General features: G+C 68.8%; 13 protein-coding genes. 8 read left to right on the forward strand and 5 right to left on the reverse strand.

What is annotated here, in order from left to right:
• Nucleotides 1–91: 91 nt before the first annotated feature.
• The 8 genes from EES41_RS23630 to EES41_RS23665 all read left to right on the forward strand — a co-directional run bounded on the left by EES41_RS23630 (nt 92) and on the right by EES41_RS23665 (nt 11,906).
• Nucleotides 92–2,464: an ABC transporter family substrate-binding protein gene (locus EES41_RS23630; protein WP_123080221.1), complete on the forward strand. Its 2,373-nt coding sequence runs from the start codon at nt 92–94 to the stop codon at nt 2,462–2,464.
• Between the two features lie 329 nt (nt 2,465–2,793).
• The gene (typA, locus tag EES41_RS23635) at nt 2,794–4,698 is read left to right on the forward strand and encodes a translational GTPase TypA (protein WP_008737269.1); all 1,905 of its coding nucleotides are present in this window, start codon (nt 2,794–2,796) and stop codon (nt 4,696–4,698) included.
• Nucleotides 4,699–5,136: 438 nt separating this feature from the next.
• Entirely contained in the window at nt 5,137–6,756 is a 1,620-nt protein-coding gene (locus tag EES41_RS23640; protein ID WP_008737265.1) for an ABC transporter substrate-binding protein, read from the forward strand.
• Nucleotides 6,757–6,850: 94 nt separating this feature from the next.
• Nucleotides 6,851–7,795, forward strand: a complete 945-nt coding sequence (locus EES41_RS23645; RefSeq protein WP_008737263.1) for an ABC transporter permease — start codon at nt 6,851–6,853, stop codon at nt 7,793–7,795.
• Nucleotides 7,788–8,744 carry an ABC transporter permease gene (locus EES41_RS23650; RefSeq protein ID WP_008737261.1) on the forward strand — a complete coding sequence of 319 codons (957 nt, stop codon included), beginning with the start codon at nt 7,788–7,790 and terminating at the stop codon, nt 8,742–8,744. The genes EES41_RS23645 and EES41_RS23650 overlap by 8 nt, the downstream gene beginning before the upstream one ends.
• A 13-nt stretch (nt 8,745–8,757) precedes the next feature.
• Entirely contained in the window at nt 8,758–9,813 is a 1,056-nt protein-coding gene (locus EES41_RS23655) for an ABC transporter ATP-binding protein (RefSeq protein ID WP_008737259.1), read from the forward strand.
• Complete coding sequence (locus EES41_RS23660; protein ID WP_008737258.1) at nt 9,806–10,858, forward strand: ABC transporter ATP-binding protein; 1,053 nt, start codon at nt 9,806–9,808, stop codon at nt 10,856–10,858. Before EES41_RS23655 ends, EES41_RS23660 begins: the two co-directional genes overlap by 8 nt.
• 127 nt (nt 10,859–10,985) lie before the next feature.
• Nucleotides 10,986–11,906 carry an N-acetyltransferase gene (locus tag EES41_RS23665; protein ID WP_037790886.1) on the forward strand — a complete coding sequence of 307 codons (921 nt, stop codon included), beginning with the start codon at nt 10,986–10,988 and terminating at the stop codon, nt 11,904–11,906.
• Here EES41_RS23665 and EES41_RS23670 read toward each other — a convergent pair.
• From EES41_RS23670 to EES41_RS23690, 5 genes are read right to left on the reverse strand one after another with little or no spacing between them, the layout of a single operon-like run.
• Entirely contained in the window at nt 11,873–12,505 is a 633-nt protein-coding gene (locus EES41_RS23670) for a GNAT family N-acetyltransferase (protein ID WP_123080222.1), read from the reverse strand. The two genes, EES41_RS23665 and EES41_RS23670, sit on opposite strands and share 34 nt — an antisense overlap.
• Nucleotides 12,493–14,292 (reverse strand): ABC transporter ATP-binding protein, encoded by a 1,800-nt coding sequence (locus EES41_RS23675; protein WP_123080223.1) that lies wholly within the window; start codon nt 14,290–14,292, stop codon nt 12,493–12,495. Before EES41_RS23675 ends, EES41_RS23670 begins: the two co-directional genes overlap by 13 nt.
• Entirely contained in the window at nt 14,289–15,278 is a 990-nt protein-coding gene (locus tag EES41_RS23680) for a thiopeptide-type bacteriocin biosynthesis protein (RefSeq protein WP_164495933.1), read from the reverse strand. Before EES41_RS23680 ends, EES41_RS23675 begins: the two co-directional genes overlap by 4 nt.
• A 14-nt stretch (nt 15,279–15,292) precedes the next feature.
• Entirely contained in the window at nt 15,293–16,627 is a 1,335-nt protein-coding gene (locus EES41_RS23685) for a lanthionine synthetase C family protein (protein WP_123080225.1), read from the reverse strand.
• Nucleotides 16,624–19,752: a lantibiotic dehydratase gene (locus tag EES41_RS23690; protein ID WP_123080226.1), complete on the reverse strand. Its 3,129-nt coding sequence runs from the start codon at nt 19,750–19,752 to the stop codon at nt 16,624–16,626. Before EES41_RS23690 ends, EES41_RS23685 begins: the two co-directional genes overlap by 4 nt.
• Nucleotides 19,753–19,793: the final 41 nt, after the last annotated feature.

Raw genomic sequence — 19,793 nt, forward strand, 5'->3', positions numbered from 1 at the left:
GCACCCAGTGTGATCAGCTCCATATACCGCCAAACGTGATCAAGCCGCCTGAGCCCCCGCTTCCCCACGCCCCGCCCCGGAGGTACCACCCATGTCCCAGAGAAGGCGCAGGTCCTTGGCGTTCCTGACCTCGGGAGTCCTCGCACTGCCGCTGCTCGCGGGCTGCGGCGCGGGTGACGAGGAGGGCGGTCCCGTCGCCGCCGGACAGGACATCGCGATGACCTCCCGCGACAGGGTCGCCGACGGCGGGGTCGTGCGCTGGGCCGTGGACACCCTCCCCGACACCCTGAACACCTTCCAGGCCGACGCGGACGCCACCACCGCCCGGATCGCCGGGGCGGTGCTGCCGCAGCTCTTCGTCATGGACGCCAAGGGCCAGCCGGTGGCCAATCCGGACTACCTGGAAAAGGCCGAGATCGTCGCACGCGAGCCCAAGCAGGTCGTCCTGTACAAGCTCAACCAGCAGGCGGTGTGGAGCGACGGCCGGGAGATCGGCGCCGCCGACTTCGTCGCCCAGTGGCGGGCCCTGAACGGCAAGGACTCGGCCTACTGGACGGCCCGCAACGCCGGGTACGAGCGGATCGAGAAGATCGAGCGCGGCAAGACGGACCTGGAGGTCAAGGTCACCTTCGCCAAGCCGTACACCGACTGGCGCTCCCTGTTCACGCCGCTCTACCCGAAGCAGGTCACGGGCACCCCGGACGCCTTCAACGAGGGGGCCCGCGGCGCCCTCAAGGTCACCGCCGGTGCCTTCAACCTCGGCGCCGTCGACAAGAAGACCGCCACCGTCGCCCTGACCCGCAACGCGCGCTGGTGGGGCCGGCCCGCCAAGCTGGACACCCTGGTGCTGACGGCGGTGCCCCGGGCGGAGCGGCCGGCCGCGCTGGCCGCCGGCAAGCTCGACATGGCGGAGATCGACCGCACCGGCGCCGACCGGATCGCGCTGGCCCACCGGGACGCGAAGGCCGCCCAGGGGGCCGAGGGGGCCGGTGGCGCCCCGGCGCACGGGCCCGGGGCCTCGGTGACCGCCGCGCAGGCCACGATGTCCTGGGCGATCGCCTACGGCGCGGACGAGAGCAAGGCCAAGGAGGAGCAGGCCAGCCGGGCCGCGAACGCCGAGGCCGCCAAGAAGTACGCCGAGGAGCAGAACGCCCTGCGCACCTTCGCGGTCCGCAAGTCCCTGGAGCCGGCCTACACCCAGCTCGCCATGAACGGCGCCTCGGGGCCGCTGGCCGACGAGCGGGTCCGGCGGGCCGTGGCCCGGGCCCTGGACCGCAAGGCGCTGGCGGAGATCGTCCTGAAGCCGCTGGGCCTGCCCGCCAAGCCCGTCGGCAGCCACCTGGCCCTGGCCGGGCAGCCGGCGTACGCCGACAACAGCGACGCCCTCGGCGGCCAGGACACCCAGGCGGCCCAGGCGCTGCTCGCGGACGCGGGCTGGAGGCGGGGCGGGAAGATCACCGAGCCGTCGGGCGCGAAGGCCGGCCCCGAGGCGAGCTCCGAGGACGACGGGAAGACCCCGTCCGGGCCGGGCACGGGGAACGACGGCCTGTACGTCGTTGGCCAGGACGACGAGCGCAACGGCGACGAGCGGGGCGGGGACGAGCAGGGCGGGGCCGGGAACCCGGAGGACGCCCGGCCCGCCGCCGGTCCCGGACTGTCCCCGGCGCTCACGGTCACCCCGCTCGCCGCCCAGCAGCAGGCCTCGCTGCTCGCCCAGGCCGACGTGGCCCGGGCGGCCGCCGGCCCGGACGCGGCGCGGGACACCGCCACCACCGACACCGACACCGACACCGACGCCAAGGGCGCCCCGGTCCGCGAGGGCGACGGGGCCGGGCAGGGGAAGGCCTCCGCGGCGCCCGCCCCGGCCAAGCAGGCCCGTACCTCCGGCAGCATGCTGGCCAAGGACGGCAAGGCGCTCAGCCTGCGCTTCGTCCTCCCCTCGGGCCCCGGCTCGGAGTCGCTGCGCGCGGTCGGCGAGCGCATCGCCCAGATGCTCCAGAAGGTCGGCATCCAGGCCGAGCTGAAGAAGGTCGCCGACGAGAGCTTCTTCAAGGACCACATCGCCTCGGGCCAGTACGACCTGGCGCTCTACTCCTGGCCCGCGACCGCCTACCCGGCCACCGACGCGCGGCCGATCTTCGCCAAGCCGGAGCCGGCCGCCGACGGCTCGCTCCTCGTCGAACAGAACTACACCCGGGTCGGCACCGACCACATCGACCAGCTGTTCGACCAGGCCCTCGGCGAGCTGGACGAGGGAGCCTCCCGCGATCTGATCCGCAAGGCGGACGCCCGGATCTGGGCCGCCGCCGGATCCATCCCGCTCTACCAGCGTCCCGAGCTCGTGGCGGTCAAGCCCAGCCTGGTCAACGCGGGTGCCTTCGGCCTCGGTGCCCCCCGTTTCCAGGACATCGGCTGGAAGAAGTCCCCGGCCGCCACGGAGAAGAACGCCAAGGAGAAGAAGTAGTGACAAAGAGGTGCCAGTCAGGTTGACCCGCGGGTCACAAGCTCAGATGTGACTCAATTCCCTTGCCCGCCGGACACCCCGGCGGGCAAGGTCGTGCGTACCCGTTGACCCGCGTGTTTCCCGTAGTTCCACTGCTCCACCGATGCCCGGGACCCCCCACCCCAGACCCGGTCCTCCTCAGTCATCCGGCCTCTTGACAGACCCCCCGGCGGGCAGTTCCCGCCACGCGACGTACGATGGGGTAAGGCCGTGGCAGGTTTTCCGCCCGGTCGAGGCGCGCGTGCCGGACCGTACGCGACGCCATCCACGATCCCGGGAGAAGCGCCGAAGTGCCCACGCGCCACGACATCCGTAACGTCGCCATCGTCGCCCACGTCGACCATGGCAAGACGACCATCGTCGATGCCATGCTCAAGCAGGCCGGTGCCTTCGCCGCCCACCAGCACCTCGACGACCGCATGATGGACTCGAACGACCTGGAGCGTGAGAAGGGCATCACGATCCTCGCCAAGAACACGGCGGTGAAGTATCACCCCAAGGACGGCGGGGCCCCGATCACGATCAACATCATCGACACCCCCGGCCACGCCGACTTCGGTGGTGAGGTCGAGCGCGGTCTGTCGATGGTGGACGCCGTAGTCCTGCTGGTGGACGCCTCCGAGGGTCCGCTGCCCCAGACCCGCTTCGTCCTGCGCAAGGCCCTGCAGGCGAACATGCCGGTCATCCTCTGCATCAACAAGACGGACCGCCCGGACTCCCGGATCGACGAGGTCGTCAACGACACGTACGACCTGTTCCTGGACCTGGACGCCACCGAGGAGCAGATCGAGTTCCCGATCGTCTACGCCTGTGGCCGTGACGGCGTCGCCTCGCTGACCAAGCCCGAGGACGGCACCGTCCCCGCGGACAGCGACAGCCTGGAGCCGTTCTTCTCCACCATCCTGGAGCACGTCCCCGCCCCGGTGTACGACGACGAGGCGCCCCTCCAGGCCCACGTCACCAACCTGGACGCCGACAACTTCCTCGGCCGCATCGCCCTGGTCCGCGTCGAGCAGGGTGAGCTCCGCAAGGGCCAGACCGTCGCGTGGATCAAGCGTGACGGCACGATCTCCAACGTCCGCATCACCGAGCTGATGATGACCGAGGCGCTCACCCGCAAGCCGGCCGAGGTGGCCGGCCCGGGTGACATCTGCGCGGTCGCCGGTTTCCCCGACATCATGATCGGTGAGACCCTGGCCGACCCGGAGAACCCGATCGCGCTCCCGCTGATCTCGGTCGACGAGCCGGCGATCTCCATGACCATCGGTACGAACACCTCCCCGATGGTCGGCCGCGGCGGCAGCGGCAAGGGCGCGGACGCCAAGTCCGCGGTCAAGGACCGCAAGGTCACCGCCCGCCAGGTCAAGGACCGTCTGGACCGCGAGCTGATCGGTAACGTCTCGCTCCGCGTCCTCGACACCGAGCGCCCGGACGCCTGGGAGGTCCAGGGCCGCGGTGAGCTCGCGCTCGCCATCCTGGTCGAGCAGATGCGCCGCGAGGGCTTCGAGCTCACCATCGGCAAGCCGCAGGTGGTCACGCAGGAGATCGACGGCAAGACCCACGAGCCGGTCGAGCGCATGACGGTCGACGTCCCCGAGGAGCACATGGGCGCGGTCACGCAGCTCATGGGCGTCCGCAAGGGCCGCATGGACAACATGTCGAACCACGGCTCCGGCTGGGTCCGCATGGAGTTCGTCGTCCCGTCGCGCGGCCTCATCGGCTTCCGTACGGAGTTCCTGACGAACACCCGCGGTACGGGTATCGCCCACTCGATCCACGAGGGCCACGAGCCGTGGTTCGGCCAGCTGGTGACCCGTAACAACGGTTCGCTGGTCGCCGACCGCGCCGGTTCGGTCACGCCGTTCGCGATGATCAACCTGCAGGAGCGCGGCGTCCTGTTCACCGAGCCCGGCACCGAGGTGTACGAGGGCATGATCGTCGGCGAGAACTCGCGCTCCGACGACATGGACGTGAACATCACCAAGGAGAAGAAGCTCACCAACATGCGTGCGGCTTCCGCGGACAACACCGAGAACGTGGTGCCGCCCCGCAAGCTCTCCCTGGAGCAGTCCCTGGAGTTCTGCCGCGACGACGAGTGCGTCGAGGTGACCCCGGAGGCCGTCCGCATCCGCAAGGTCGTCCTGGACCAGAAGGAGCGCTCGCGCACCGCGTCGCGCGCCAAGTCCGGTAAGTAGTACCGGGGTTCCCCAGGCGGCGCCTGGGGACCGCCCGTAGCCCGGCTGACGAACAGCCCCTCCCGTCACAAGTGTGGTGACGGGAGGGGCTGTTCGCGTTTGTCAAGCGGATTATTGCGTTCAGGTGTCCGCATTCCGACCGTGACACTCCGGAAGGTGAGCTAACCGTCCGTTTCGCACGTGTCTGTCTCCTATCTGTTTGTCCGGATTTCGGGTTTTCGCCATGCGGTGATGTTGTGAAAACGAGACCACTTAAGTGTGGTTTACGGTCTGGGCGTCCCTGAGGATGGCTCCATTGAGCTCGGGTCAATGGGTCACGCGCTGTGGGGAGCGCCGACTCACGAGCACACACGATGGGACCGGATTTCGCTGTCAGGGGTGTCAGCGGGAGCCGGGTCCTTCACGTATCGACAGTGACTCCTGAGGAGGCAATTACCCATGCGCGGAGCAACGAGCGCCAAGTGGGTCGCGGGTGCCGTCGTCGTGGCGATGGCCGCTACGGCTTGCAGCACCAGCAAGGACAACGCAGGCGAGGGTGGCGGCAACATCACCGTTCAGCTTGGTGAGCCGCAGCACGGCCTGGTCGGTCAGAACACCGCCGAGTCCGAAGGTGCCGAGGTCCTCCACGCGCTCTTCACCGGTCTGGTCAACTACGACAACAAGACCAATGAGCCGAAGCTCGCGGTCGCCGAGTCCATCGAGACCACGGACTCGAAGACCTGGACGATCAAGATCAAGGACGGCTACACCTTCCACAACGGCGAGAAGGTCGACGCCCAGTCGTTCGTCCGCGCCTGGAACTGGGGTGCCAACCAGGACAACGCCGCCGAGGGCCTGCCGTTCTTCGCGAAGATCGACGGTTCCGACGAGCTGGCCCCGGGCAAGGACAAGAAGCCCACCGCCAAGGAGCTCAAGGGCCTCAAGGTCGTTGACGAGAAGACCTTCACCGTCACGCTGAAGGAGTCCTTCTCCCAGTTCAAGACGATGCTGGGCTACAACGCCTTCTACCCGCTGCCGAAGGCCTTCGAGGCCGACCCGAAGAAGTTCGGCGAGGCCCCCATCGGCAACGGCGCCTTCCAGATGGACGGCGTCTGGGACCACAACAAGCAGATCAAGGTCAAGCGGTACGACAAGTACCCGGCCGAGGGTCGCGCCAAGCTGTCCGGCGTCACCTTCAAGATCTACGACAACCTGGACACGGCGTACAACGACCTGCGCGCCGACAACATCCAGATCCTGGACAAGCTCCCCATCTCGGCGATGGCCACCGTCTCCCAGGAGTTCGGCGACCGCTACATCTACAAGCCCGAGTCCGGCGTCGGCTACCTCGGCCTGCCGCTCGAGCAGAACCCCGAGACCTTCGGCAAGCTCGAGATCCGCCAGGCGATCTCGATGGCCATCGACCGGGACGCCATCGGCAAGAGCATCTTCAACGGCACCCGCAAGCCGGCCGACGACTTCATCAGCCCGATCGTCCCCGGCTACCGCAAGGGCGCGCTCGGCGAGTTCGGCACGTACAACCCGGCCAAGGCGAAGGAGATCTTCGAGAAGGCCGGCGGCATCCCGGGCAACAAGATGGAGCTCGGCTACAACGCCGACGGCGGCCACAAGGAGTGGATCGAGGCCGTCGCGAACCAGCTGAAGCAGAACCTCGGCATCGAGGTCACCGCCAAGCCGTACGCCAAGTTCGGCGACATGCTGGACGACCTGGGCGCCTCGAAGTACAAGGGCGCGTTCCGCATGGCGTGGTCCATGGACTACCCGGCGGCCGAGAACTACCTCCGTCCGATCTTCTCGAAGGTCGCGATCGAGAACGGCTCCAACTACGGCCACTACAAGAACGACGAGTTCGAGGCCGTCATGAAGCAGGCGGACGAGGCGAAGGACCCCGCGGAGGGTCTGAAGCTGTACCAGAAGGCCGATGACATGATCATCCACGACCTTCCGTATATCCCCGTCTTCACCTACATGTCTTCTTCGGCCTACTCCAAGTCCGTGAAGAACGTCGAGGTCGACGCCCAGGGCCGCATGGACCTGGCGAACGTCGAACTCAACTGACACCCCTCTTCACCAAGGGGATCGCGGGGGCGGGCAGGCGGAATCAGGTTTCCGCCCGCCCGCCCTTTCCCCCTGCTCTTCCGTTGGAGGTCTGATGGGCCGCTACCTCATCCGCCGACTCGTACAGGCGATCCCTGTGCTGCTCGGTGCCACGTTCTTGATCTACGTATTGACCTTCTGGCTCCCCGGCGACCCGATTCAGGCAATGGCCGGAGAGAAGAAGGCCGATCCGCTCGTCGCGGCGATGCTGCGTGAGAAGTACCACCTCAACGACCCCTTCCTGGCGCAGTACTGGAACTACATCAGCAACGTGTTCCAGGGTGACTTCGGTGAGACTTTCAACGGCCGCAAGGTCTTGGACCTCATCACCGATGCGTTCCCCTACACAATGAACCTCGCCATCGTCGCCTTCATCATCGAAGCGGGCGTTGGCGTGACCGCAGGTGTCATGGCAGCTCTCCGCCGGGGCAAGTTCCTTGACCAACTGGTCCTGCTCTCCACCCTGATGGTCATCTCCATCCCGGTATTCGTCACCGGCTTCGTTCTGCAGCTCTCGCTCGGCGTCCAGCTCAAGAACAGTTGGGGAATCGACTTCTTCGCTGTTTCCTTCAACGAGTCGGACGGCCTCCGCGCGTACATTCTTCCCGCGTTCGTACTCGCCTCCGCTTCGCTGGCGTACGTGGCGCGACTGACTCGTACCAGTCTCATGGAGACGATGCGATCGGACTACGTGCGCACGGCAACGGCGAAGGGCCTCCCTCGCCGCCGCGTCGTCGTGAACCACGCACTGCGCAACGCGCTGATTCCGATCATCACCTTCCTCGGTGCCGACCTGGGTTCCCTCATGGGGGGTGCCGTCATCACCGAGCGCATCTTCAACATCCACGGCATCGGCGGCTTGATCGCCCAGTCCATTCACTTGCAGCAGGGCACGGTCCTGGTGGGAGTCGTGACCCTCCTCGTCCTCGTCTACGTCGTTGCGAACCTGGCTGTGGACCTTCTGTACGCCGTGCTCGACCCGAGGATTCGCTATGCGTGACACAACCACGGCGGGTGACAAGATGGCCGACACCCAGACCGCCAGCGCCCCCCCGACCGGCGCGCCGGGCGCACGGACCGAGAAGAAAGAGCGGGTCGCCAGCCTCTGGTCTGACGCCCTGTCCGACTTGCGCCGCAACCCGGTGTTCCTGGTCGGCGCATTCCTGGTGGTGTGCCTGCTCGTGCTTTCCGTCGTGCCGCAGTGGTTCACCGACGCCAGCCCGTTCGGGTCCAGCGCCACATGCAAGTTGCAGGACTCCCTCAGGCCTCCCAGTGGTGACCACTGGTTCGGCTTCGACGTCCAGGGCTGCGACGTTTACACCCGCACGGTGTGGGCCACCCGCAACTCCGTGATCGTCGGCATCGTGACCACAAGCCTCGTCGTCGTGGTCGGTGGCGTCCTCGGTCTGATAGCCGGCTGGATCGGTGGCTTCGTTGACAGCATTTTGTCCCGTTTCACCGAGATCTTCTTCGCCATCCCGCTGCTCCTCGGCGGCATGCTGATCATGTCGGGTCTCGGCACGGGCAACGCCTGGACCGTTTCGGTTGTCATGGCGACCCTCGGCTGGCCGCAGATCTTCCGCATCATGAGGTCATCGGTTCTCCAGAACAAGAACAACGACTATGTGATGGCTGCTCGCGCACTCGGCGCGGGAAGCCTGCGCATCACGATGCGGCACATCCTGCCGAACGCCGTCGCCCCCGTCATCGTGGTCGGCGCCATCAGCCTCGGTGTGTACATCGGGGCCGAGGCGTCACTTTCCTACTTGGGTATCGGCGTCCAGCCGCCAGAGATTTCGTGGGGCTTGATGGTCAGTGACGCTTCCGTCCGCTGGCTGCAGGCACCTCACGTGCTCCTTTTCCCGGCCGCAGCGCTGAGCATCACCGTGCTCGCGTTCATCATGGTCGGCGACGCGGTGCGCGACGCCCTCGACCCGAAGCTGCGCTGAGGAAGGGCGTACGTTGACCATCATCGACAAGACCTCGAACGTCCCCGCGCCCCGATCGGCGCCGGAGGGCACCCCCCTTCTCGAAGTGCGCGACCTGCACGTCGAGTTCCACACCCGCGACGGTGTCGCCAAGGCCGTGAACGGGGTCTCGTACTCCGTGAGCGCGGGCGAGACCCTCGCCGTCCTCGGCGAGTCCGGTTCCGGCAAGTCCGTGACGGCGCAGGCCATCATGGGCATCCTGGACATGCCCCCGGGCAAGATCCCGCACGGCGAGATCCTGTTCCAGGGCACCGACCTGCTCAAGCTGCCGACCGAGGAGTTCCGCAAGGTCCGCGGTTCGAAGATCGCCATGATCTTCCAGGACGCGCTGTCCTCGCTGAACCCGGTGCACACCGTCGGCGCCCAGCTCGGCGAGATGTTCCGCGTCCACCGCGGGATGTCCAAGAAGGACGCCACGGCCAAGGCCGTCGAGCTCATGGACCGCGTGAAGATCCCCGCCGCCAAGGCGCGCGTGGGTGACTACCCGCACCAGTTCTCCGGCGGTATGCGCCAGCGCATCATGATCGCCATGGCGATGGCCCTGGAGCCCGACCTGATCATCGCCGACGAGCCCACCACGGCTCTCGACGTGACGGTCCAGGCCCAGGTCATGGACCTGCTCGCGGAGCTCCAGCGCGAGATGAACATGGGCCTCATCCTGATCACCCACGACCTCGGCGTCGTCGCCGACGTCGCGGACAAGATCGCCGTCATGTACGGCGGCCGGATCGTCGAGACCGCCCCGGTCCACGAGATCTACAGCCGCCCCGCGCACCCGTACACGCGCGGCCTGCTCGACTCGATCCCGCGCCTGGACCAGAAGGGCCAGGAGCTCTACGCGATCAAGGGCCTGCCGCCCAACCTGCTGAACATCCCGAGCGGCTGCGCGTTCAACCCGCGCTGCCCGAAGGCCCAGGACGTCTGCCGCACCGACGTGCCGGTCCTGCACTCGGTCACCGAGCAGGACGGCACCGAGATGCCGGGCCGCGGCAGCGCGTGCCACTTCTGGAAGGAGCAGCTCCATGGCTGAGCTCACCAAGAACGCCACCGAGCGCGAGCCGATCCTCCAGGTGCGCAACCTGGTCAAGCACTTCCCGCTGACCCAGGGCATCCTGTTCAAGAAGCAGGTCGGCGCGGTCAAGGCCGTCGACGGGGTCTCCTTCGATCTCTACCGCGGTGAGACCCTCGGCATCGTCGGCGAGTCCGGCTGTGGCAAGTCCACCGTCGCCAAGCTGCTGATGAGCCTGGAGAAGGCCACCGCCGGCGAGGTCTTCTACAAGGGCCAGGACATCACCAAGCTGTCCGGCAAGGCCCTGAAGGCCGTCCGCCGCAACATCCAGATGGTGTTCCAGGACCCGTACACCTCGCTGAACCCGCGCATGACGGTCGGCGACATCATCGGCGAGCCCTTCGACATCCATCCCGAGGTGGCCCCGAAGGGCGACCGGCGCCGCAAGGTTCAGGAGCTCCTGGACGTCGTCGGCCTGAACCCGGAGTACATCAACCGGTACCCGCACCAGTTCTCCGGCGGCCAGCGCCAGCGCATCGGCATCGCCCGCGGCCTCGCGCTCAACCCGGAGATCATCATCTGCGACGAGCCGGTCTCCGCGCTCGACGTGTCGGTGCAGGCCCAGGTCATCAACCTGATGGAGAAGCTCCAGGACGAGTTCGACCTGTCCTACGTCTTCATCGCGCACGACCTCTCGATCGTCCGGCACATCTCGGACCGCGTGGGCGTCATGTACCTCGGGAAGATGGCCGAGATCGGCTCCGACGCCGAGATCTACGAGCACCCGACGCACCCCTACACCCAGGCGCTGCTGTCGGCCGTCCCGGTCCCGGACCCGGGCGCCCGCGAGGGCCGCGAGCGGATCATCCTCACCGGTGACGTCCCCTCGCCTGCCAACCCGCCGTCGGGCTGCCGCTTCCGCACCCGCTGCTGGAAGGCCCAGGAGAAGTGCTCCGTCGAGGAGCCGCTGCTGGCGATCCCGGAGCGCTTCAAGGGCCTGGACACCCTGGCCGCGCACGAGTCGGCGTGCCACTTCGCGGAGGAGAAGGCCGTCCTGGCCGTCTGATCTCCCGCGGGACGCACGTCTTGTCAGGGCGCCCGGTACCGGATCGTTCCGGTACCGGGCGCCCTGACGCGTGGGCGGGCACGGAAACCGGTTGCCTTCGGGGCCCGCCGCCACCGACAGTGGGCCGATGACCGACATGCTGACCGTCCGACCCGCCGGGCCCGGGGACGCGTCCGACATCTGCGCTCTGCTCAACGCCGTCGACGTCATCGAGATCGGCAGACCGGAAACGGACCTCGGCACGGTCAAGGCCGACCTGCACCACCCCGGCGTCGACCTGGCCAGGGACTCCTGGCTCGCCTTCCGGGCCGGCCGGCTCGTCGCCTACGCGCTGGTCTGGGCCGACGCCGGGCCCGGGCGGGTCGACGGCGACCACTACGTGCTGCCCGGCGACCCCGAGGCCGCCGTACGGCTCCTGGAGCTGATGGAGGTCCGGGCCCGGGTCATGGCCGCCGTCGCCTCCGAGACCCGCCTGCGCATCCACCTCAACGTGAAACCCACCCTCGACCTCTCCCTGCTTGCCGACCGTGGCTACCGCACCGTCCGCCGCCACCAGGTGATGACGCGAGCCCTCGACCCTGACACGGACCTGCCCCCCGCCCCGCCCACCGGGGTCACCCTGCGCGACTGCGCGAACGACGAGGTCGACCGGCGCCGGGCCCACGCCTTGATCGAGGACAGCTTCGCTGCTCACTTCGGACACGTGGTACGCGGGTACGAATCCTGGCTGGACCACATCGGCGCCCTTGACTGGTCCCTGGTCTGGATCGCCTCCCTGCCCGTCCAAGGCGACGTTGCCGTGCTCCTCACCCGCGACGACCGCACCCGCATGGGCTGGCTCAGCCACATCGGCGTCCGCGCGGACGTCCGCGGCCGGGGCATCGGGGGATTCCTCCTGCGTCACGGCTTCGCCGCCTACGCGGCCCGAGGTCGCCGGTCGGTGGGACTGAGCGTGGACACCCTCAATGAAACCGGTGCGCTCGGACTCTACGAGGCGCACGGTATGGCCCTGCACTACGCGGTTGACACCTGGGAGCTCGCAGGGTGAGCGGCGGGGGGGCTCATCCGCCCCTCACTGTAGGGGAGCTGCGGTGCCACCCCGGCGTCCTGCGGCAGCAGGGACGTCAGCCAGGCGTCCCTGCGGGTCCCGTGCTGGATGACGCGCGAACGCAAGGTGCCCTCCAGGACGAAGCCCGCCTTGCGCACGACGGCCAGCGAGGCGTCGTTGCCAACCTCGATGACGCTCTCTACCCGATCCATCCGCAGGTCCTCGAACACCCAGCGCGCCACCCGGCGGACGGCTTCCACGGTGTAGCCCAGCCCTCGTTGGCCGGGAACCGCCCAGGCGCCCATGGACGCGAGGTTCTCGGAGCGGCAGACCCAACTGAGCCCGAACACGCCGATTACGCCGATGAGTTCGCCGGTTTCCCGGACATGCGTCCCGAAGATGTAGTTGGTGTCGTCGGCCCAGCCGGATGCACACGTACGGGAGACGAATGCCATGGCCTGGTCCTCGGTACCCGGCTCCGGCACCGTAGTCCACCGGCGGATCGCCGGATCCCGCCAGGCACCCGCGATCACCGGGGCGTCCCTCGGCTCCAGCGGCCTGAACGCCAGCCGCTCGCTGGTCAAGGTCACCGGCTCCATGTCTTCTCCGCTTCCTTGTTGTCGTAGTCGACCAGTTCGGCGTACCGGCCGCCGCGTGCCAGGAGTTCCTCGTGCGTGCCGCTCTCGATCACGCGGCCGTTGTCCAACACCGCGATCAGGTCCGCATTCCGCACGGTTCCCAGGCGGTGCGCGATGGTGAACGTCGTCCGGCCGGCCGACAGTGCCTCCAGCGCTCGCTGGACGGCCGCCTCGGTCTTCGTATCGAGGGCGCTCGTCGCTTCGTCGAGGACCAGCACCGCCGGATCGCGCAGCAGCACGCGAGCGATGGCCAGCCGCTGCCGTTCCCCGCCGGAGAACCTGTGGCCACGCTCTCCGACCCGGGTCGCGTACCCGTCGGGCAACGACATCACGAAGTCGTGGATCTGTGCCGCGCGGGCCGCTTCCTCGATCTCGGCGTCGGTCGCGGACGGACGGGCGAAGCGCAGGTTGTCCGCCACGGACGCGTTGAAGAAGTACGGTTCCTGCGACACCACACCCACCGCTCGGGACAGCGACCGGACGGAGAGGTCCCGGACGTCGACCCCGTCGATGGTTACCCGGCCTGCGGACACGTCGTAGAGCCGCGGCACCAGGTACCCGAGCGTGGTCTTCCCCGCCCCCGTCGGGCCCACCAGTGCCACGCTACTGCCCGCTGGCACGGACAGGGTGACGTCCCGCAGCGCCGGGTCCAGACCATCGGCGTAGCGGAAGCCGACGGACTCGAAACGAACCTCGCCGCGCGGCGCGGATAGCGTCACCGGCGCCCCAGACTCGGGGATCTCCTCCTCCAGGTCCAGGTAGGCGAAGATGCGCTGGAACACTGCCAAGGAGGACTGGATCTGCACACCGGCACTCATCAGCTGGGTGGCGGGCCAGGCCAGTGCCTGCTGGAGGGTCACGAACGCGACAAGCGTCCCGATGGACGGCGCGCCGCCGCCCAGCCCGTACAGCACCCCCGCCGCCCAGTACAGGAGTACCGGCATCGCCCCCATCACCATACCGATGGAGGACATCCGCCAGCGGCCGGCCAGCGCCGTGCGGGTTTCCAGCGCTCCGAGCCGCCGGGACTCGGCGGCGAAGGCGTCCAACAATTGCTCCCGGCGCCCCATGGTGCGGCCGAGCAGAATTCCGCCCACGGACAGGAAGTCGGTGACCGTGCCACCCACTACCGCGAGCTGTTCCTGCCGTTCGCCGGTGACCATCCGGCGCTCTTGGCCCACCCGTCGGCTGACCCACACGAAGGCCACGAGAAGGGGGAGGGAGAAGCTCGTCAGCTTCCAGTCCAACAGCAGCATCCCGGCCAAGACCGCCACGACGCCGGTTGCGTTCGTGACCACGGAGGTAGCGGTGGAGGTCACCGTCGCCTGCATCCCGCCCACGTCGTTGACCACCCGGGACTGGACGTCACCGACCCCGGTGCGGGTGAAGAAGCCGAGTGACATGCCCTGGAGCCTGTCGTAGACCCGGGTCCGCACCTTGTGCATGACGGCCTGACCCGTCCGGGTCGCCAGGGAACCGCGGACCACGTCCAGGACGTTCGTCAGCACGCAAATCGTGAGGATGCCCAGCGCCAGCACCGTGAGGAGCCTCACCCGGTTCTGCGGCAGGGCGGTGTCGATGATGCCACGCAGCAGGAACGGCCAAGCGGCGGAGGCCACGGCGTCCGCGAGGATGGTCAGCAGGATCAGCGCCGCCTGTTTGCGATACGGACGGAACAGCTCCAGCAGCTGTCCCGCCGGGACGTGTTCCTGCGCGGCCGGCTCCGTGTTCCGCTTGCGGGGGCTCACAGCACCGCCAGGTTCTCGGGGCCCGACAGGGCCTCAGTGACGGCGATCTGACGTTCCATGGGCAGGCGTGCCCGGTTCCAGTGGTGGACGACGAGGAAGGCGGCTGCCTCCCGCGGGCCGACGCGGGCACCGGGGCGCTGGAAGTACGTCTCCTGCCAGTGGGCGCACGCGTGGCGCACGGCCGCGCGGTACTCGCCGAGCGCCTCCAGGCGCTGCGGATCCAGCAGCGAACGCAGACGCTCCGGGTCCGCCCACAAGCGGCCCAGGCTCTCGGCGGTCCGCTGCCAGGACAGCGGCGGCTCCCCGGCGAACCGGCGGTGTGCCCGTCGGCGCAACAGGTCCCAGATCTCGCGGTCCTCCCAGCCGGACACACCCAGTTCCTCGAAGAGGGCGCGGGTCATCAGCAGGGACAGGGCCCAGGGCGGGCCGGTGCGTACGGCCGAGGCGTGCTGCTCGGCCCACAGGAGGGAGTCGGCGGTGAAGATCCGGTGCACGCTGTCCATCGAGACCGGCCCGCCAAACAGGTGCTCCTCGGGCTCGTAGACGGCTGCGGACCAGCTCGCGACACAGCCTTGGTCCTGCCATACGCTGGGCGCCGCCAGATGGTCGGGTTCCGCCGTTGCGTTCGGTCCCGTCCGGAATCGCAGGCGCAGGCCTGGGGCCTTGTGAACAAAGAAGAAGGCGTCGATCTCCCCGGTGTCCAGCGCCTCGCGGCCAAGGCGGACTATCCGCGCGTACAGCTCCCCGCGGTCCGCGCCGACAGGGCGGAGCCTGAACTCCGACCAGCTCGGCCCGGCTGCCGCCCGGTGCAGCGCAGCCAGGCCTGCTGCGATGAACACGTCTCCGAGGCGTGCGAGCCGCGGGTCGGCGGGGGTGTGTGGAGTGCTGTACCGGTCGGCCGTACAGCGCAGAAACTGAGGCAGGGTGAGGCCGTCGGTTCCGGGCACCGGTTCGGCGGGAGTGGGAGGTTCGGGAGTAAGGGTCATGGCGGCTCCCCCGCTCATGTCGCCAGCAGGGCGGCGTCCCAGAGGGAACTCGCACCGCCGTCCGCGTAGGCGTCCAGTGCCAGGGCGATGCCGGCCGCGCCCTCCAGGAACCCGGGGAAGTCGCCGCCCACGGGGGAGTTGAGCATCTCCACCCGATAGCCGAAGGCGTACTCCGGGCGGAAGCGGGCGACGATCGCTGCGGCCAGATCGTCGCGCATGCCGCAGATGACGCCGGGCTCGGGCGAGGGTTCGGTGAAGTACCCCAACATGTGCAGGGTGCCCGCCAGGCCGTGGCACAAGCCGGACTCGACGAGTCCGCAGCCGGAGAGCGGTGTACCCGCCAGGGCGGCCACGGCCCGGCGAGCCCTTTCCACCTGGTCCGGCCAGCCGAAGCTCTCCCCTGCCAGCTGGAGCGCGCGGGCCACGCCGGGGGTCCCGTAGCACCAGGAAGGGCGGGGGCGGTGAATGCCCTCCACCCGACCGGCGAACCACTCCTCCCTCGAAACGATCCCGGGCCAGAAGGGCCCGTACGCGTCGTTTTCCTCGAATCGTCCGAGCACCGAGATCAGCTGCTCGGCGGCCTCGCGTTGTCCTTTCACCACGACGCCTTCCCGGTGAGCGAGGGCCAACAGAGCGAGCGGACCGGTGATTCCGTGGGCGATCCCGAGGTTCAAGTGGCCGTGCTCCCGGACGGAGGCAGAGCCGCGCCCGTCGCTGGAGGGCGGCCCGTCGGCCCACAGCCCCGGCGGCGTTGCCGTCTCCGGGTCTCCGACGGATCGGGCCATCGCCACCAGCGTTTCGAGGACTCGGGTGAGAGAGTCACGGCAGGTGCCGCCCCGAAGCAGCAGGCTCCGGCCGAAACCGGACAGCCCGCTGATAACGTCGTACCGGCTCATGGTGCCCCGGGGCTCCCGGCGTACCAGCTCGCACCAGCCGTCCGCCTGAGCCGCCACCTGTGGGTCCAGGGATGCGAGGGCCCTGCCGTAGCCGCCCGTGGCTCGGCGTGCGCACTCCATCGCGAAGGAGAGACCGCAGACGTCCCCGTACAGGCCGACTTCCGTCCTGTCGGCCTCCTGCCGAAGAGCCTCAGAACGGGCGAGGTGTCCGTGGGCGAGTGCGGCATTGACGGGATCCCGCGTGACGCGAGAGCTGAACAACAACGAGATTCCCGCGTGGCCCCGGCCCAGGGAAGGCGGGCTCCAGTGCAGTTCCGAGGAGGTGAACACGCCAGGCACGCCTGTGGCCGCAGCGACGGCCCCGGCGTCGGCGAGCCGTCCGGCGATCGTGTCCGCGACGCGCCGCGCGGCGTCGTGGTGCAGTGGCGCCGGAGGCAGGGTCGTCGGTGTCATGACTGCGTCTTCCCGTTCAGGGCCCGGCCGAGTTGCTGCCGTGCCACGTGTCCTAGCAGCACGATTGCCCGGGATTCGCTCGCCAGGTCGTTGCCGATCAGCCGGTTGTGCTGCATGTGGAGAAGACTGACCAGTGCTGTGTCGCGTCTGCGGTCGGCCCGGTGGCCGGCATCGCCGGACAGCCCCAACTCGCGGCCGAGCCCGCTCGGTTCCCGCCAGAGCGTCTCGATCCCGGGGATCCCGCAGGCGGCCGCCAGGTTCGCGGCGGTCCGGCCCGGTTGGATCAACCGGGCCGCTGCCTCGACGTCGCCCCGCGTCACGGAGCCATCCGTGCACTTCGGGAACTGGCGAGCGGCCCAGCCCCGCCAGTCCCAGTCGCCGAGCGACTCCAGCAGCATCGCGTGCCCGGCGCACAGCATCAGGTGGAGGGGGACCGGGCTGCGGCCGGAACCGAGCAGGGTGAGCTGCGCGACGGCCGTCCGGCTGTCCCGGCAGAAAACCTCCTCTGCCGCGTCCAGAGCCCGCGGTCCGCCGTACCGCGTTGTTTCCGGCTCGTATGCCTGCGCGCTGAACTCTCGGAGCAGCCCGGTCTCCCGTGCGCGGTGCAGGTGTTCCAGGACGATCTGGCGCACGACTGCGGCCGAGGCCGCGTCCGGCGAGCGCAGCCGCAGGCGCACATGCGGCTCCGGGGAGAAGTAGCGCAGGTAGAACCAGCGGTCGACTGTATCGGTGACCTGCGCGGTCAGGTCGCCGAGTCCACGCACGAGGGCGTCGTGGGCCTCAAGGACGGCGTGGATGTGGATGCTGGTCCACAGGCTGCCGACCGGGTGCCGCTCCGGCACACAGATCGTCTTCGCAGCCACGGGCACGTGCGGCGCGCGGGGCGGCCGGGGCGGGTGGGCGACCAGGGGTATGCAGATCTCGTTGCTCCGCCCGGCTGACCAGCCGTGCCCGAACCCCAGGGCCCGCGGTGTCTCGGTGAGGACGAGGTCCTCGCGCGCGAGGTCGCGGCGCAAGACCTCACGGTGGAACGAGTCGCGCAGGTCGATGCCGTATGCCTTGTCGCCGCTGACGACCGTGACCTCATCGTCTACCCGCACCTCCCGGCGCCAGTGGTCGACGGCCCGACTCCAGTCGTCTCTCTGGTTCGTCAGGTGGCGCATCTCCGGGCTCGGCCGCCAGGTCAGCGGCGAAGCGACGACCTTTCCGATCCGGACCCTGGGCTGCCAGGGCGAGAGGCCGTAGCCGGCCCAGTCCCAGGGCTGCCAAACCTTGCGCTCACCGGTGAATCGGAGCTCGCCGAGGAACCGGGCGAGGTTGGGGGCGACAGATGACATGGAGAGCATGTGCGGCACGACGGGACGCACTTCGCGGCCGGAGTCCGGCAGGAGCAGGCGCAGGCGTTCGCCGTCGGATTCCACAACGAGGGTTCTCCAGTCGATGTGCCTGTTGCCGTTGCCGGCCGGGAAGGCGCCGACAGGTATGTCGTACCGGGTGAGCTCTGGCACCTGCACGACGTTGAGCAGCCGTGGGATCTGGGGCCGGAAGACGACCTGAGCAGTGATCGCGTCATCGGCCCCGGCCGGATCCACGAGCCGGGCGACGGCCTCCTCGGTCCTGCTGACGTAGGCGAAACGCGCCGCCGTGGCCCCCGCGAGACCCGCGCCGACCATGGGCGAGGCCAACAGCCGGAAGTCGCCCGCGTCGATGCCCTCGGCGCTGTCGGCGAGGAGTTGGAAGCACAGGTCCAGGGAGTGTGGCAGCGCACTGGGGCGTGAGTCGATGGTGATCCGGGCGATGTCTTCGTCAGAGAGGACGAGTTCACGGTCAGGGTTGACAACGCCCCGCTGAATAAGGGCGGCGATCCGCTCCAGCCGGTCGCCCGGTCTCTCGCCCTCCAGCGCCCGCTCGTGGACGTACAGTCGGGGATCGTTGCTCACCCGGGGGTTGAGGTAGCCGCTGGGGTACCCGAGGCCACGATGCGGATCGATCAGGTCTGGCAGCCGGACGGCGGCGCCTTCCCCGTATTTCTCGACAAAGGCCTCGTAGTACGCGCGCATCCGGCGGTGCGACTTGCCCTCGGGGGCGATCCGCCAAAGGGCTCCGGCGTACGCCTCGGCCTCCGCGAGAACGGCCCGGGGCAGTTCGACCTCGGCCGGAGACCGCAGGTCCACCTGCGCGACGGACCGGCCGTCGGGGTGGACAGCCCGCCCGGCGTCCTCCAAGGCCGTCCACGCTCCGGCGCCGTCGCCGGGTGGAGCCGAGCGGTAGTCGACCAGAGCGGACAGTACGTCGCGCAGGCCGGCGGCCTCGTCGGAGGAGGGGCCGAGCACGGACATCGTGCGAGCCAGGAACTTCTCGTCGATCAGACGGGGAGAGAGCGAAGTCAGGAGGACCTCGCTGCGGACCAGGGACAGCAGAACCCCGTCCAGCCGCTCCTCGCCCGCTGTGGGGAAGACCTTGACAGCATCCGCGAGTAGATCCCCATATCTCAGGGTTGTCCGTGCGCGGTCGCGTATCCAGGCCGTCAGGGTGGTGTGGCGCAAGGAGAGTTCCCGGCCCGTGGCCGGGGTGCCGTCCACCGGGGAGGCCGTCACGTAGGGCAGGACGAGTCGGTCCCCGCGGACAGTGCACAGGTCGTTGGCCACGACGTCGACGGCTCGCCGTACCGCAGGCAGGGCGAGCCAGGAGTCTGCGGCGCCGGCCAGCCAGCCCGCGTCAAGGCGGACCGCCTTTCGCGCGGTACCGGTGAACACGGCCCGCGCCCGGTCACCCGTCCGCACCTCGGCCACGCCCGCGTGCAGTCCGAACGGCGTGGGGCGCCCCGTGATGCGCAGGAAGTAGCGGGTGAGAGAGACGGCCGTGCTCAGAAGGTTCTTCCGGCTCATCACCGCACGGCGTTCCACTTTGGCGAGCGCCGAAGCCAATGAGACGCTGGACACGGCGACGGCTTCCCGAAAAAAATCGTCCTTCATCATTTCCTGGATGTAGGAAATTAATTGCTCACTGTCGGGGAGTTCGCCGTCTCCGGATCGGGGAGGGCTGGAGCGGAGTCCGTCCGGCGCGAGCGATGAAATCCTGAGGAGTATCGGTTCGGTGGCCTGGAAGTAATTTACGGATGTCATATGGAGAGCACTTTCTGAGCGCTGAGGGCCGCCGCGCCAAG

The sequence above is a fragment of the Streptomyces sp. ADI95-16 genome (assembly GCF_003721495.1).
In the GTDB taxonomy this organism is placed as follows: domain Bacteria; phylum Actinomycetota; class Actinomycetes; order Streptomycetales; family Streptomycetaceae; genus Streptomyces; species Streptomyces goshikiensis.